Annotated in this window: 13 protein-coding genes; 6 read left to right on the top strand and 7 right to left on the bottom strand. The window is 43.8% G+C overall.

The annotated features are described in order from the left end of the window. Nucleotides 1–75 precede the first annotated feature (75 nt). Nucleotides 76–2,472 (bottom strand): ribonuclease R, encoded by a 2,397-nt coding sequence (rnr, locus tag RNZ41_RS01015; RefSeq protein ID WP_314027360.1) that lies wholly within the window; start codon nt 2,470–2,472, stop codon nt 76–78. A gap of 357 nt (nt 2,473–2,829) precedes the next feature. On the opposite strand from rnr, the gene rlmH reads away from it, so the two are divergent. Together rlmH and RNZ41_RS01005 are read left to right on the top strand one after the other, a co-directional pair. Beyond that, nucleotides 2,830–3,336 carry a 23S rRNA (pseudouridine(1915)-N(3))-methyltransferase RlmH gene (gene rlmH, locus RNZ41_RS01010; protein ID WP_076775891.1) on the top strand — a complete coding sequence of 169 codons (507 nt, stop codon included), beginning with the start codon at nt 2,830–2,832 and terminating at the stop codon, nt 3,334–3,336. Between the two features lie 177 nt (nt 3,337–3,513). Continuing rightward, nucleotides 3,514–4,338 (top strand): DODA-type extradiol aromatic ring-opening family dioxygenase, encoded by an 825-nt coding sequence (locus tag RNZ41_RS01005; protein ID WP_314027359.1) that lies wholly within the window; start codon nt 3,514–3,516, stop codon nt 4,336–4,338. 3 nt (nt 4,339–4,341) lie between these two features. Here the strand turns inward: RNZ41_RS01005 and RNZ41_RS01000 are convergent, their stop codons facing one another. Then, nucleotides 4,342–5,583 carry a multidrug effflux MFS transporter gene (locus tag RNZ41_RS01000; protein ID WP_128680778.1) on the bottom strand — a complete coding sequence of 414 codons (1,242 nt, stop codon included), beginning with the start codon at nt 5,581–5,583 and terminating at the stop codon, nt 4,342–4,344. Nucleotides 5,584–5,780: 197 nt separating this feature from the next. Beyond that, nucleotides 5,781–6,614: an archaetidylserine decarboxylase gene (gene asd / locus RNZ41_RS00995; RefSeq protein WP_007115104.1), complete on the bottom strand. Its 834-nt coding sequence runs from the start codon at nt 6,612–6,614 to the stop codon at nt 5,781–5,783. Nucleotides 6,615–6,765: 151 nt separating this feature from the next. On the opposite strand from asd, the gene dtd reads away from it, so the two are divergent. The 3 genes from dtd (at nt 6,766) to phoR (ending at nt 9,504) form a co-directional block, all read left to right on the top strand. Further along, a complete protein-coding gene (dtd, locus tag RNZ41_RS00990; protein ID WP_314027358.1) occupies nt 6,766–7,218 on the top strand; it encodes a D-aminoacyl-tRNA deacylase in 453 nt (150 codons plus the stop codon). 189 nt (nt 7,219–7,407) lie between these two features. Next, entirely contained in the window at nt 7,408–8,106 is a 699-nt protein-coding gene (gene phoB, locus RNZ41_RS00985) for a phosphate regulon transcriptional regulator PhoB (RefSeq protein WP_036595303.1), read from the top strand. A 69-nt stretch (nt 8,107–8,175) separates the two neighbouring features. Further along, on the top strand, nt 8,176–9,504 hold the full coding sequence (gene phoR, locus RNZ41_RS00980) for a phosphate regulon sensor histidine kinase PhoR (protein WP_314027357.1): 1,329 nt from the start codon (nt 8,176–8,178) through the stop codon (nt 9,502–9,504). Here the strand turns inward: phoR and RNZ41_RS00975 are convergent. The 4 genes from RNZ41_RS00975 to RNZ41_RS00960 all read right to left on the bottom strand — a co-directional run bounded on the left by RNZ41_RS00975 (nt 9,479) and on the right by RNZ41_RS00960 (nt 14,772). Continuing rightward, nucleotides 9,479–10,828 carry a D-amino acid dehydrogenase gene (locus RNZ41_RS00975; RefSeq protein WP_314027356.1) on the bottom strand — a complete coding sequence of 450 codons (1,350 nt, stop codon included), beginning with the start codon at nt 10,826–10,828 and terminating at the stop codon, nt 9,479–9,481. The genes phoR and RNZ41_RS00975 overlap by 26 nt on opposite strands. A gap of 155 nt (nt 10,829–10,983) precedes the next feature. Further along, nucleotides 10,984–11,415: a large conductance mechanosensitive channel protein MscL gene (mscL, locus tag RNZ41_RS00970; protein ID WP_036595296.1), complete on the bottom strand. Its 432-nt coding sequence runs from the start codon at nt 11,413–11,415 to the stop codon at nt 10,984–10,986. Nucleotides 11,416–11,609: 194 nt separating this feature from the next. Beyond that, complete coding sequence (typA, locus tag RNZ41_RS00965) at nt 11,610–13,448, bottom strand: translational GTPase TypA (RefSeq protein WP_065253822.1); 1,839 nt, start codon at nt 13,446–13,448, stop codon at nt 11,610–11,612. Between the two features lie 166 nt (nt 13,449–13,614). Then, nucleotides 13,615–14,772: an OmpA family protein gene (locus RNZ41_RS00960; protein WP_007115111.1), complete on the bottom strand. Its 1,158-nt coding sequence runs from the start codon at nt 14,770–14,772 to the stop codon at nt 13,615–13,617. A gap of 678 nt (nt 14,773–15,450) precedes the next feature. Between RNZ41_RS00960 and RNZ41_RS00955 the strand changes: the two genes are divergently transcribed. Next, entirely contained in the window at nt 15,451–16,014 is a 564-nt protein-coding gene (locus RNZ41_RS00955; RefSeq protein ID WP_050324852.1) for a GspH/FimT family pseudopilin, read from the top strand. Nucleotide 16,015 lies beyond the last annotated feature (1 nt).

The following is a 16,015-nucleotide window of genomic DNA, read 5'->3' as shown; positions in this document are numbered from 1 at the left end:
AAAGACGTTTTTTGTTCTAGCAGGTATATGTATGAACGATAAAAAAAGGGCAAATTGTATTGCCCCTTTTTTTCATTAACGAGATTTATTACGCGCGTTACTTTTATTTTTAGCGCTTTTTGCTTTCCTAGCACTCTCATTTGGCTTAGATTGAGCGTTAGGATTAGATAGCGCGTTGGGATTGGATTGAACAGAATTAGAGGCCGCTTGCGATTGACCGCGACTTTTGCCTTTACCGCGATTATTAAATGACGATTTTTCCAGCTGTGCCACCAAATCAAAATCAATCTGCTGGGTCTCCATATTGACGGCAGCGACTTTGACACGGATTTTATCACCGAGTCCAAACACCAGTCCTGATTTTTCACCAAATAACTGCTGCGCCTTGTCATCATATACAAAGTAATCTTCGCCCAAATGCGAGATATGAATCAAGCCATCAATGAATAAATCGGTGAGAGTCACGAACAAGCCAAAATTGGTCACTGTGGTAACCACCGCATCAAACGCTTCACCGATATGGTCTTTCATATAATGGGCTTTGAGCCACTGCTCAACAAAACGGCTGGCTTCATCGGCACGGCGCTCTGTCATTGAGGTCTGCTCACCTGCATCTTCTAGTGACCAATCTGGCAGCGGCGCTTTTTTGCCTGTCACTTTCGCTTTGATGGCACGGTGTAGCATCAAGTCGGGATAACGGCGAATCGGTGAGGTAAAGTGGCTGTATTCCTCATACGCAAGCCCAAAGTGTCCAATATTAGTCGGTGCATAGTTGGCTTGCTGCATGGAGCGCAGTAGCACGCTATGGATACTAATCGCATCAGGGCGCTCGCGTGTCGCTTCAATGATACGCTGATAATCTGCCTGTGTCGGGTTTTCTTCAGGAAATGACAAACCAAAATGCTTCACAAAGTCACTGACGCGAGCGGCTTTTTCTGCCTCTGGGGTATCATGATTGCGATACAAAACCGGCAATTCATGCTTGAGCGAAAATTCAGCCGCGCAGGTATTGGCAAGTAGCATCATCTCTTCGATGAGCTTATGCGAGTCACCACGCGTCCGTGCCACGATAGCGCTGATTTTGCCTGCTTCATCAAACTTGATATAAGTCTCTTGGGTTTCAAAATCCATCGCATGGCGCTGTTCGCGTTTGACCAATAGCACTTTGTACAAATCATACAGCACATCAATCGATTTTTTGACCGCTTTATTACTGGTGATAGTGACAGGCACTTCGGCTTTGGGCGTTTCCCCTTGCGCTTGGGCAAAATAATCATTGACTTGGTTATAAGTCAATCGCGCTTGAGAGTGCATCACGCTTGGATAAAACTCATAGCTGGTCACGTTGCCGCTACGCGATAGTATGATGTCGGCTACCATACACAAGCGGTCAACACTTGGGTTTAAAGAGCAAAGCCCATTGGAGAGTTTTTCAGGTAGCATCGGCACCACAAAATGCGGGAAATACACCGATGTACCACGTTCATAGGCTTCTTGGTCAAGTACTGAGTTGGCAGTCACATAATGACTAACATCGGCAATCGCGACCACCAAGCGGTAGCCACCGCCGCGACGTTTTTCGGCATAGACGGCATCATCAAAATCGCGCGAGTCTTCGCCATCAATGGTGACTAGCGGCAAGGCACGTAAGTCAATACGGTCTTGATAATCTTTTTGCGTCGGCTCTTTATACGCATCGACTTGCTGCATGACTTTTGGGCTAAACTCATGGGGAATATCGTAATTTAGCAGCGTGGTTTTGATAATCAATTCACGCTCGTTATCATCGACCAAGCTTTCAGTAATTTTTCCCGTTGCGTATTCATGTTGGGTGGGATAGTCGATGATATCGACTTTGACGGGGTCGCCAATTTTAAGTTGTAGCGCTTCGACGTTTTCTTCCGTCACCGTAATCGGTTGATGATTGTTTGGGCTAATGAGTTCTACAAAGTAACCATCGTCATCTTTTGCAAGTTTACCGATATATTGTAGCTGGGCATGGGATACCACCGACAACACACGTCCCATCATACGACCACGGTTGTCGGTGCTAGTAGCGATGGCTTTTACTTTATCGCCATGAAATACCCAGCGCATTTCAGTTTCATTCAAAAACAAATCCGGCATATCCTCAAGCACGACAAAGCCAAAGCCTTTGGCATGAGCAGCGACCACGCCAGTCACAGCATCGTTCTCAGTCAATGGGCGATAAATGTAAGGATTGCCGCCGTCGGCATCACGGCTTAATTGTCCATCCCGCAGCATGGCTTTTAAACGGTTACCCAGTGCATCGTACTCGTTGTCATCTAAATCAAAAATCGTCGCAAGCTCGTGTTGGGTAGCTTGTCCGCGCTCAAGTAGGGTTTGCAAAATCAGTACGCGGCTTGGAATCGGGTTGTCATAGTTGGCTGCTTCAACAGCGGCATTGGGGTCTTGCCAATTTTTCATATTGTTGTCGTCTTTTCTTATCATTTAAAATTTGTCATTTAAACTTTGTCATGCAAATTATTTTATCACCTTAGTTAAATGCTAGGGGAAGTATTATCCATCACAGCGATAAAATCATGTTAAAATTTTGTTGCTAAGCTTAGTTTTAGTTCAGGCTTTAGCTCAGCTTAGGTTTTTAGGCTTTATCGCCTTGTATATGGGTGCGTTGCAAGCGTTTTTAAATGGTGGGTTTTTAAATGGTTCGTTTTAAGCTTTAATATAGCTGGAATTAAGCCTTAATATAGCTGGCTTCGATAGCGAGTGTTCAATGGCTAACGGTGAATTACCACAGTGATATAGACAGCGACATAGATTGGTCAAAAAAATAACAGAGGGGAACCCATGAAAGCAAGAATTTTAGCCGTTGGACAAAAAATGCCAGCTTGGGTGCAGACGGGATTTGACGACTATTATAAACGTATTCAGCCGATGCTCAGCACCGAAATCGTTGAAATCCCCGCCTGCAAACGTACCAAAAACCCCTCGCCTGCCGAACTTGAAAAATATGCCATCACCGAAGGCGGGCTAATTCTGCAAGCGCACCAAGCCAAAAATTCAGCAGGCAAACGCGAGCAGCTGATTTGCCTAGACGTCCGCGGCAAAAATCTATCAACCGAAGATTTAGCGGCTAAAGTTGGCGAAGCCATGCAGTTGGGTGACGATATGGCGTTTGTGATTGGGGGTGCTGATGGCATTTCAAAAGAGGTATTAGCCCATGCGACATTCAAATGGTCGCTGTCCAATCTTACCTTGCCGCATCCACTCGTGCGTGTGCTACTGATGGAGCAGCTGTACCGCGCTATGACCATTATCCATCATCATCCGTATCATCGCGGTGATTATTTTTAAGTTTTTCCCGTCAACCTGTTATATCTGATTATGTATGGAATCGCTGACATGGCTTGTTTTTGCGAATTTTTCCCTTATTTATCCTATTAATCCTTTTTAGTTAATCCTTATCCTTTTTAGTTAATCCTTATTCATTCGTTATCATTTCTATTTATCACGGCAACTTTAAGAAAATTGATGGAAAAAACCGAAAAACAACCAATCAGCCTGCAGCCATTTTTACCCAAAACACCGTACCCGCTTTATACCTTGCCCAGTTTGTTTATCTCACATGGGGCGCCGACGATTGCCATCGAAAACAACCGTACTACCCAAGCGCTGAATAAATTTGGGCAAAATATGCCAAAACCACGCTTGATTATCATCATTTCTGCGCATTGGCAAAGCCAGCATCTAGAAATTAATGGCAATGCCGCGCCCGCTACTTGGCATGATTTTAGCGGCTTTCAAAAAGCGCTGTATACAATCGATTATCCTGTCAAAGGTGATAGCCTGATTGCCGAGCAGCTGGCACAGCAGTTGCAGGCTTTGGGCGTTAACACGTCGGTCAATCGACTGCGTCCGTTTGATCATGGGGTATGGTCGCCGCTGGTGCATTTGTATCCGCAGGCAGATGTGCCGATTGTGCAGCTTTCGCTACCGCAGCATTTTGATAGTTATGCGTGTTTTCAGCTAGGGGCTTTATTGGCGCCCCTACGGGCAGAGCAAGTATTACTCATCGGCTCTGGCAGTGTCACCCATAATTTGGCGCAGGTACAGTTTGATAGCGGTGAGGTGGATGCTGAGGCACGTGAATTTAAATATTGGTTGATTCATCAACTCAAACAACATATGCCAACGGCTTTAGATTGGCGGTCACATCCATTTGCCCATCACAATCACCCCACCCCTGAGCATTTATTGCCGTTATTTTTTGCGGCAGGCGCAGGCACAAAGATGAGCATCGTGCATGAAAGTTTTGCCCATTTTAGTTTGGGTATGGATGTGTATCGGTTTGATTAATCCTTAGTCCACATCCGCCACATCGAGGTTTTTGTCGATTTGAAATACCAAAAATGCGCCAATAGTCATGAGCATAAACATGGTAATACCCAGCTTGGCCACGGGATTAAAGGGCAGGATATTTAATACTAATCCGCCAAAAATACCGACGACAAAGTTAAGTGAGCCTTGCAAGGCACTCGCCATGCCAGCGCGGCGTTTTTGAAATGCCAAAGCAATGGCACCTGAATTGGGCTGAGTGAGTCCTAACCCTGCAATACAACAAAAAATGCTGGCGAGCACCAACGGTAGCCAAGCTTGCGTGCCAAAAACTAAGCCTAGCAGCATCAAACACGCCGCCGCGATTACTTGCATCACCGCCCCAAATCGCAGCAAGCTGACTAGACGATAACGGTTCACCAGCCATTGATTGACCTGTGTCAACCCAATAAAACCTGCCGCATTCATGCCAAAAATCCAGCTAAAATGCTGCGGCGTCACCCCATACCCTTCCATAATTAGCTCAGGTGCCGCGCTGATATACACAAACATCGAACCCATCAGCAGCCCTGCACCAATCGCAGGATAATTAAACTGGGTGTCTTTAAGCAAATCCCAGTATTGACTGAGCACGTCATTCATCGGACGGTTGTTGCGAAACTCATCGGTCAAGGTTTCATGCAGAAACAGCCGGGTCAGCACGATATTTAAAATACCAAACCCTGCCAAAAACCAAAAAATCACCCGCCAACTGGCGACTTTTAACAACAACGACCCCAAGCTTGGTGCCAAAATCGGCGCAATCCCCATCACTAGGACCATCAGCGAAAATGCCTTTGCCATTTGCTTGGGATGCAAGCGGTCACGAATCATCGCCCGCGACACCACCGTTCCCACACACGCGCCCAACGCCTGTAGCGTTCGTGAGACAAACAACACGTATTCATTGGTGGTGGTGGCGCACATCACCGAAGCAATCACATACAGTACCATGCCCACATACAAGGGCTTAATGCGCCCAATCCGATCCGAAATCGGACCATAAAACAACTGCCCGACCACCAATCCCACAAAATAGGCAGGCACCGAATTGGACATAAAAGCCGTTGCCACGCCAAAATCTTGTGCCATACTGGGCAAAGCCGGCAAATACATATCAATCGACAGCGGACCGATGGCAATAATCAACCCCAAAATCATAATCCAAACGGTTGGATAGTCTAAGTCGTGCGATGGTTGGGGGTGCGGTGTTGGCGGTAGGTTCATAGTGATCAATTTAAATAAAAAAGCGCGTCTAAATAAAAAAGCAGGCAAAAATTATAAGTCGGCTATTATAAACAAATTTCCCTAAAATATTTTTCGTTATCGTTTAGTTTATGTGAGCAATCAACCATGCAGATTGGCTAAAACACAGCATAAAAAAGGCAGCCTTTGCTACCTTTTTTAGCCTATACCTTGACAGCTTACTGCAAAAAAGTACCCAAACGTTGACCCATTGTCACAGGCACTGAATTATAAAGACCTGCACCCCAAGCCATGCCCGCTGATTTTGGTAATACCACAATCGCCGTTGAGCCCAAATAAAACCGCCCAAGTTCATCGCCTTTTTTCAGCGTCATGTGATGGGTTTGACGCTGCACGCGATCGCTACGTTTGATTTTGCCTGTGGCCACTGTTTCAATCCCTGCTACAATCATCGCCCCGACTAGCACAACGCAAGCTTTACCAAATTCGGTATCAAACACACACACGCAGCGCTCGTTACGGGCGAACAAATCGGTAATGTTTTCAGCGGTCTCGTTATTGACCGAAAATAGCTGTCCTGGCACATAGATGGTCTCTACCAAGGTACCGTCAAACGGCATATGCACGCGGTGATAATTGGTCGGTGCCAAATACACGGTGACAAAACTCCCCTCTTGCATGGCTTTACCAAGTTCATAATCCGCGAGCAATTGCCCAACTTCATACGATTTGCCTTTGGCTTGCAGGATTTGGTCTTTATCGATTTGCCCCAATTGCGATATCATGCCATCTGCAGGACAGATAAGCGCATCTGGGTCATCATCAATCTTGCGCGCGCCGTCTTTGAGCTCACGGGTAAAAAAATCATTAAAACTGTCATACTGAGAAAAACTACCGCGCGCATATTCCTCTAGCTTGATGCCATACACCGAAGCAAAGGTACGAATAAAGGTTTTTTTCACCATCGGATGACGGCTTTGGGCAAGACGACCTGCGATTTCACTGATTTTTTGTTGTGGGACAAGCGATTGTAATGTGGTAAACAAGGTCATAAGTTACTCGAGATTGGCATTTTAAAGTTGGCTTATTATAATCAAAATCCCCCTTAGAATCACGGTATATTAAACACTGGGCTACGAGTTAAGCGACAAGCTAGCTGTTAAGTTAAGCCGCTTACGCTCAAACTGACGGATAGGAAAAATCATGAAAGCAGTACTACAACGGGTGAAATTTGCCAAAGTAGCAGTTAACCAAGCGCCTCACTCACAACAAATCGTCGGCGAGATTGCACACGGCGTACTTGTTTACCTTGGCCTTGGGCATGATGATACGCTCGCCATGGGGCAAAAAATGATTGATAAAATCCTCACCTATCGCGTATTTGAAAATGAGCTAGGCAAAATGGATAAAAATGTGCAAGAGGTTAATGGCGGCTTACTGTTAGTGTCGCAGTTTACCCTCCTTGCCAATACCCAATCGGGTAGACGTCCTGATTTTAAGCCTGCGATGGCACCCGACACGGCCGAAGCTTTGTTTGCCCAGATAGTAGGGTATGCCAAGACGCAATATGCAGCTGTGCAAACAGGCGAATTTGGCGCAGATATGCAAGTCAGCAGTTGCAATGATGGTCCGATAAATTTTATTTTTGAACTGTGATGCGACCTATATTAAGTAATAAAAATTGAGTGAAACGCCGAATTTTTTACAACAGCACAAATAAAACCTCTAAAAACTTATCGTTGTCATTTTTTTGTCATATTCTGAAGTTGTAATATGGGCATTGTAATATTATTGTCATAAAATTATTTTGGTAAACAGTTGCTTACTTTATCGCTTGAGAAATTTATGAAAAATGAAACTATTTTGGTAGTGGAAGATGAGCCTGCCATTCGAGAAATGATCGTAACCACACTAGAGATGGCAGGATTTGATTGTTTGCAAGCCTCAGAAGTCTCTCAAGCCCATCATTTGGCGGTAGATCATCGCCCCAACCTTATCTTATTAGATTGGATGTTACCCAATGGGCTATCAGGCATTGATTTATGCCGCCGCCTGAAAAAAGATGAAATGCTCTCTGAAATTCCTATCATCATGCTCACCGCCAAAGGCGAAGAGGACAACAAAGTCCAAGGACTTGACGCTGGGGCAGATGACTATATCACCAAGCCGTTTTCCACCCGTGAATTGGTTTCCCGTATCAAAGCGGTATTGCGCCGTAGTAGCGCATTGTCAGGCGAAAAACCCATTGACGTAGGCGGCTTGTCGCTAGACCCTGCCAGTCAGCGCGTGAGTGCCAATAACAAAGCGGTAGATATCGGACCGACAGAGTATCGGCTACTTGCTTTCTTTATGAGTCATCCTGAGCGCGCTTATACCCGCACCCAGCTACTCGATCAAGTGTGGGGTGGCAATGTGTATGTCGAAGATCGTACCATTGACGTGCATATCCGCCGCCTGCGTAAAGTGCTTGAGCCATTTGGGTTTGCGGACTATATCCAAACTGTACGTGGCACAGGCTATCGCTTTTCTAATAAAATCGACTAACAATAGCCTTATTAATCGCATTGAAATTTTTGCCAACTTATCCCAACTTCGCTATAGTAAGCTTTCTCAATGGATGCTAGAAAAATTAATATGTGGGCGAGCATTTCACCCGTCGTCACAGCTGGGGTTGCCGGGCTGTTGATTGGCGGGCTATTAGGGTTTTGGGGTTGGGGACTGGCGATAGGGCTGTGCCTGTATCAGCTATATTTTTTATGGTCAATACAACGCTTTAAAGCATGGTATAACAAAAATCCCGATGAGCCGCCGCCTGCATTTGAGTCCAACCTTAGTGTCGTTGCCAGCAATATCTACCAAGTCAATCGCCAAGAGAAATTGGCGCATCAGCAAACCGTTTCGCTGGTGCAAAAAGTGCGCGACTCGCTAAGCGCATTGCAAGACTCGATTATGCTGATTGACAAAAATGACTGTATCGAATGGTGGAACAACTCTGCCGAGCGGCTTTTTCAATTTAAAGCGCCCGACCAAGGTCGCAATGTGTTGACCATTATTCGCAACCCGCTTTTTCATCAATATTATCACCACATTGAAGACTATCCAGATGGTGTGCGTATCCATAACCCGTCTAATATCGAGCGCTATGTGCAGTGCAAGATTACCAAATTTGGGCAAGAAAAATTACTGCTGATTTATGATGTCACCCGTTTTCAGCATTTAGAACAGATGCGAAAAGACTTTGTGGCAAATGTTTCGCATGAACTTCGCACGCCGCTTACCGTCATCATGGGGTATGTGGAGACTTTGAGTGAACAGCCTGATTTAGATCCGCGTATTGCTCGCGCGTTTACTCAGATGATGCAGCAAAGTCAGCGCATGAATAACATCATCAATGACTTACTGTTATTATCTCGACTAGAGAACGATGAAAAGCCCGCTGAGCCCAAAGACATTGATATTCCCAAAATGCTGATGCAATTGTTTGACGATGCGCAAATGTACAACAAGTCATACGACCATATGATTCATTTGCATATCGACAGCACGTTACATATTTTGGGTTATGAAGATTATCTGCGAAGTGCGCTCAGTAACCTGATTACCAATGCCATGAAATACACCCCCAAAGGTGGGGAGATTAGTATTAGCTGGCATGAGTGTGACGCGGGGGTATGTTTTAGCGTGACCGACAATGGCATTGGTATCGAGCAGCGCCATATTCAGCGCTTAACCGAGCGTTTTTATCGCGTGGACACGGGTCGAAGCCGTGACACAGGGGGTACCGGTTTGGGGCTAGCGATTGTCAAGCATGTCTTATATCAGCACCATGCCACCCTTGATATCACCTCCACGGTTGGCAAAGGCTCGACCTTTACTGTGACCTTTCCAAAATCCGCCAGTATTCCAACCCAATCCCTTAATCCTGCATGCCCACAAAGTTAAAATTTACTTGTGGCTGACGCCCTTGCATGATATCAGCAATCGCTTTTGCTGAGCCGTTCGAGTGCGTCCAGCCCAAAGTGCCATGTCCGGTGTTGAGATACAAATTATCAATACGTCCGTGGCGATTGACCGCGCGACCGATAATTGGCACATTTGACGGTGTCATCGGTCGCAGCCCTGTCCAATAATTTGGCTGAGTCAAATCTACCGCATCCCCAAACACCTCTCTTACCCGCCGCGTAATGGCTTGGCAACGAACGGGATTTAGCTCAAGGTTAAAACCGTTAAATTCAGCCGTTCCTGCTACTCGCAAGCGATCGCCTAAGCGCGAGTATACCAGTTTAAACTCATCATCAATCAAGCTCACATAAGGTGTCTCATCGGGTCGCAACACGGGGTACGTGGCTGAATAGCCTTTGGCAGGATAGATGGGTAGATTGATACCCAAATCTTTGACTAAGGCAGGACTATAACTCCCTAACGCCAGTACATAAGCATCCGCAGACAGTATCTGTGACTGCGCTGGCAAAGCGGCATTATCTCTGCTATCAACGGACATTACTTCCACACCGTCAATGTGTTGGTTATGATAAATAAGTCGTTTGATGGCAGTATTAAATAAAAATGTTACCCCTTGCTGTTGACAAAGTGCGGCCAAGCGATGGGTGAATTTTTGCGCATCCCCTGATTCATCAAGTGCCGTATAAGTCGCCCCAACCAATTCTTTGCCAATACCAGTTAACGCAGGCTCTAATTCTATCGCTTTATCCACACTAATTACTTGCCGATCACAACCCAATTGCTGCATCCGTTTAGTGGGTGCTATCGCTGCTTGAAACTCAGCATGATCGGTATAAAAATGCATAATACCGCGTGTCAAACAGTCATAATCAATGCCCGTTTGCGCCCTGACTTCGCCGAGTACTTGCCGAGAATATAATCCTAAATTGACCATCTGCACCAAATTAGCATCGGCACTTTTCGCATTACACTGCTGCAAAAACTGCCAACCCCATCGCCACAGCGCCATATCAGGGGCTGCATCTTGTCCCGCGTTGCCCGGCAAACCCAACAACCGACGCCAGCGAAACAACAATGGCGCATCTTCTCGAAATAACCATTTTAGCGCTTTATAGGGTGTATCAGGATTTGCCCAAGGCGTAGCATGTGACACAGATATTTGCCCACCATTGGCAAACGATGTTGACAATGCCGCGCTACTTTCGCGCTCGATTACCGTTACCTCAAACCCTGCTTGTCGAAGCTGCCAAGCAGTGGTGACACCCACCACCCCTGCACCAAGCACGATTACCTGCTTTGTCATAACTTGCCTTACTGTCATTAGCTGATGAATATGTATAGATAAAAAAGGTAGATTGACTAGCAATCAATAAAAAGCCCCCAGTTATCATGGAGGCTTTTTTTCATTTATAAATAACATGGGCTGAAATTTTAATCTATCAGCTTTTTTACAAACCGTTATTTGCTTAATTTACTGCTGATTTCACGCAGCAATAGTACTTCTTCTGAAGGTTCTGGTGCAGCCGCTTCTTGTGCTTCGCTTTGACGGCGTAGGCGGTTCATAGCTTTCACCAACATAAAAATGATAAATGCCAAAATAATAAAGTTGATTAAGATGGTGACAAAATTACCATATGCAAATACAGGCACACCCGCTTTTTTGAGCGCATCATACGTCATAGCGGTGCCTGCAGGTACATCACCTAACACCACAAACATATTGGTAAAGTCGATTCTGCCGCCCATAATCGCAGAGATAATCGGCATAATAATATCTTCTACCAACGACGTGGTGATTTTACCAAATGCGCCGCCGATGATGACACCCACTGCCAAATCCATCACATTGCCTTTGAGGGCAAACTCTTTAAATTCTGACATCATACTCATATAACTTCTCCTACTTTCAAAATAATTGCTACAATCGTTGACTAAAAAGCCCTTATTATCATAAGGAATTGTATAAAATTTTAAACCTTTGCTTTGCCAGTGTGTAGATTAAATTAAAAAAGCTTGTAACAGGTACAAGCTTTTTGTAAATAAATGTTAGGCTTTTTCAAAATTTTTATCGCGTAGATTCGCTATTATTTACGACCGTTACGTTTACGCTCATTTTCAGTCAAGTATTTTTTGCGTAGACGAATTGATTTTGGTGTCACCTCAACCAGCTCATCATCTTCAATAAATTCAAGCGCTTGTTCAAGGGTGAAAATGATTGGCGGCGTTAAAATAATCGCATCATCGGTACCACTGGCGCGCACGTTCGTCAACTGTTTTGCTTTGGTTGGATTGACTACCATGTCATCGCTACGTGAGTTTTGACCGACAATCATACCTTCATAGACTTCAGTTTGTGGCGATACAAACATACGACCGCGTTCTTGAAGGTTAAATAGCGCATAGCCCAATACAGTACCATTCACCATAGAAATCAACACCCCATTTTGGCGTTTTGCCACATCGCCTGTTTTCACAGGACCATAATGTGAGAAACTTGAGGTCATGATACCGGTACCTGAGGTAATGGTTAAGAACTCAGAGCGAAAACCGATTAAACCACGTGACGGTACTACCGCTTCAATACGGATACGACCTTTACCGTCAACTTCCATATTGGTCAATTCGCCTTTACGGTAGCCCATTTGCTCCATTACCGCGCCTTGGTGCTGTTCTTCAACGTCAAAAATCACATTTTCAAACGGCTCTTGTTTCTCACCCTCGATTTCACGAACAATTACTTCTGGACGTGACACACCCAGCTCAAAACCTTCACGGCGCATATTCTCAATCAATACAGATAAGTGAAGTTCCCCACGACCTGAGACTTTAAATTTATCAGGACTGTCGGTATCTTCTACGCGAAGTGCCACGTTATGAATTAACTCACGTTCTAGGCGCTCACGAATATTGCGTGACGTCACGAATTTACCTTCTTTACCCGCGAATGGTGAGTTGTTCACTTGGAAAGTCATCGATACGGTTGGCTCATCGACACTTAGCGGTGGTAAGGCTTCTACATTTTGTGGATCACAGATTGTATCAGAAATATTTAACGCATCGATACCCGTGATACAGACGATATCACCTGCCTGTGCCATAGGTACTTCGATACGGTCAAGACCATGGTAACCCATGATTTGTAGGATACGGCCGTTACGTTTATTACCTTCTTTATCAACAATCGTTACAGGTGTATTGGTTTTAACTGACCCACGCTGAATACGACCGATACCAATCAAACCTTTGAAGTTATCATAATCAAGGCTTGAAATCTGCATACGGAATGGACCGTCCGTATCCACCTGTGGTGGCTCAACAACATTAACGATGGTTTCAAACAATGGCTGCATATCTTCTGCAAGCTCGTCAGGCGCTAACCCTGCAATACCATTCATTGCAGAGGTATAAACGATGGGAAAATCTAGCTGCTCATCTGTCGCACCCAAATTATCAAACAAATCAAACACCTGATCCATGACCCAGTCTGGACGTGCGCTTGGTTTGTCAATTTTATTAATCACCACGATTGGCTTTAAGCCACGGGCAAATGCTTTTGAGGTCACAAAACGGGTTTGTGGCATAGGACCATCAACGGCATCAACTAATAACAACACACAGTCAACCATCGACATCACACGTTCAACTTCACCACCGAAGTCGGCGTGACCGGGGGTGTCGACGATGTTAATACGGTATTCAACGCCGTCTTTAGGATTGGTCCATTTGATCGCCGTATTTTTGGCTAAAATGGTAATACCACGCTCTTGCTCTAATGCGTTAGAGTCCATGACACGTTCAACTTCTGCGGCACGCTCACCAAAAGTACCTGATTGTTGTAACAGTTTATCGACTAAAGTAGTTTTACCATGGTCAACGTGGGCAATAATCGCAATATTGCGAAGATTTTTGATTGAATCTGACATAAAAAAATAGCTCTTGAAAATTCGGCTAGGAAGGGAAATTAAAACACGCGGTAGTATAACATCTTATCATTAAAAATAGATTAAATTTATCTAAGTTGAGTTTATAGCTGATAATAAAAATAAAAAAAGCTACCAACGAGGGTAGCTTTTTATATTTAATAGCTAATTATTGTACGTTCATGTCTTTAGTTTGAACGGTTGTACCAGATTTGTTACCAGTGATGATAGCATATACACGACGGTTCATTGCACGACCTTCAGCAGTATTATTGTCTGCGATTGGGCGGTCATAACCGTAACCCACTGTGCTAATACGTTGTGGTGCAACACCAAATTGGTTAACTAACATTGATTTAACCGCATTTGCACGTGCTTCAGACAAACGTTGGTTATAGCGCGCAGATGGACCAGTTTTTGAAGCATGACCTTCAATAGAAGCTGTTGAATTTGGATATTCATTCATTTTTTCAGCAACTTTTTGGATTTCTGGTTTGTACTGATCTTTGATGACAGTTTTGTCATTGTCAAAGAATACACGTAATTCCATACGCAACGCATCGTCAATTGGGATTTCACGTGGGCAACCATCAGCATCTACAACAACGTTTAATGGTGTACCTGGGCATTTGTCAACGCTATTTGGTACGCCATCTTGGTCGTCATCACCATCAGTCACAACGATTGGCTCAACAGGTGTAGGCTCAACTACTGGGGCGGCTGGTGCCAAGTGACCACCTAGAACCACGTTAAGACCTGCTAACGCTAGACCTTCCCACCAATCATTATCGAAGTTATAGATCGCACGACCTTCACCACGTAAGCTTAATGCGTCATTGATTCGGTAGTAAGCACCAAGACCTAAGTTACCGATAGTGTCTTTAGAAGTTGCTTTGCTGCCATCATCAAATGCCATTGAGGTTTTTGATTGACCTGCACCGATTAACACATATGGCTTGAATGGGCTGTTAGTATAGCCACTAAAGGTTTCAGTACCGATAGTAAAGTTACCTGAGTATGATTTTTGTTCAAACTTATGTCCGTTAACTTTATCGCCGTTGCCATTTAATGCGTCAGAATCAGTTTCACCGTACTCTAATTCAAGTGCGATAGTAGGTGTCAATTCAATACCAATACCTGCACCAGTGTACAAGTCGTTATCTTGGTGAGTACCTGCGAATTGTTCGCCTTGTTTGTCTTCAGTTTTGCTGATACCATCTACATAATGATAACCTAGTAGTAAAGGTGTAACAGTAACGCCTGCGTTAGCGGCTACTGGCATAACAGCTGCAGCAACAACTGCTAGAGCGATTTTATTTAGCTTCATAGAAGTCCTCCAAAGGATTGGCTCATTTTAAATTAAAATAACCTGATAGTTAATTCACAAAATAATACATCAAAAAACATGTACTTTATGAACTTGTTAAATATAGCTTAACGCCTAAAAATTGTGTTTACAACTCTTTTTTTTACATTGCTACACAATATTACACGAACATCACAATATGTTATATTTTTATTTTTTAGTAGCCAAGCTAATCGCTTACGCTCGATACTAAGAATTCAACAACCATCATGATTCGACATTACACATCAAAACTATACACTTCTCTCGAAAAGGATTTTAATACAGTCTATTTAAATTTACCATATCTTAAATTCATACTGTCACTAAATGATACATTCTAGTGACATTCACTTACTAAATAAATGAGACATTTACGTTTCAGGCACAACAGTTTTTTCTCAATAATGTTTTAGAACCAGTAACAATAGGTATTTGAACATTTAAACCCATCTGTGCCTATGAAATCCTTACTATCTAGAATAGACATTCCATTACCTGATAACATCAGTCGTTTAGTCGCTTTCATTCACTTTCTAGCCACCAGCCTTACCTTATAGTTCAATATTTGTTTGTTAATTCTTTTGAACTCTATATAATAATGAACTAAAGTCCTTTATTGTGTTATCCCATCATCACTTAACCGGTAGCTTTAATAGCATGAATGATTCGAAAGCCAACGTATTCTCAATAAAAAGACAGGGGTTTACTTTAATTGAAACAGTCGTCGTTTTGACTGTTTTATCTATCATCGTAGCGATGGCTTCGATTACTATTACCAACAGCTTAAAGCAAATGGAAGCAAAAAGCACCGCTTCAAGCTTAATGAATTTTTTAAGCAGTGCAAAACAAGAGGCGTTGATTTATCAAAACCCTGTGATAGCCTGTGTCGCCAATGATAACTTGGCTTGCGTGACAACTGGCGGTCATCAGCTGATTAGCTTTATCGATAAAAATAACAATAACAGCTATGAGGCAGCGGTAGATAAACTCAATCATCAGCTTACGTTAGATTTGTCCTGGGGGGTGCTGACGGCAAATATCTCGCTGAATAACAACTATATTATTTTTAAGCCAGAAAACGCTAGACCCATTGGTTATATGGGTAATATTCAATACTGCCCTTTAGATGGTAAGGTCGATAATCGACTAAAGGTAAGTTTTAGTAAAACAGGCATTATTAAATATAAGCCCTACTCAGTTGAACAATTTAATTGCCCCTAAT

The sequence above is a fragment of the Moraxella sp. DOX410 genome (assembly GCF_032248735.1).
GTDB classification, from domain to species: Bacteria; Pseudomonadota; Gammaproteobacteria; order Pseudomonadales; family Moraxellaceae; genus Faucicola; species Faucicola tetraodonis.
Note: the sequence above shows the minus strand (reverse complement) of the source record. Positions and strands in the feature narration are given on the sequence as shown.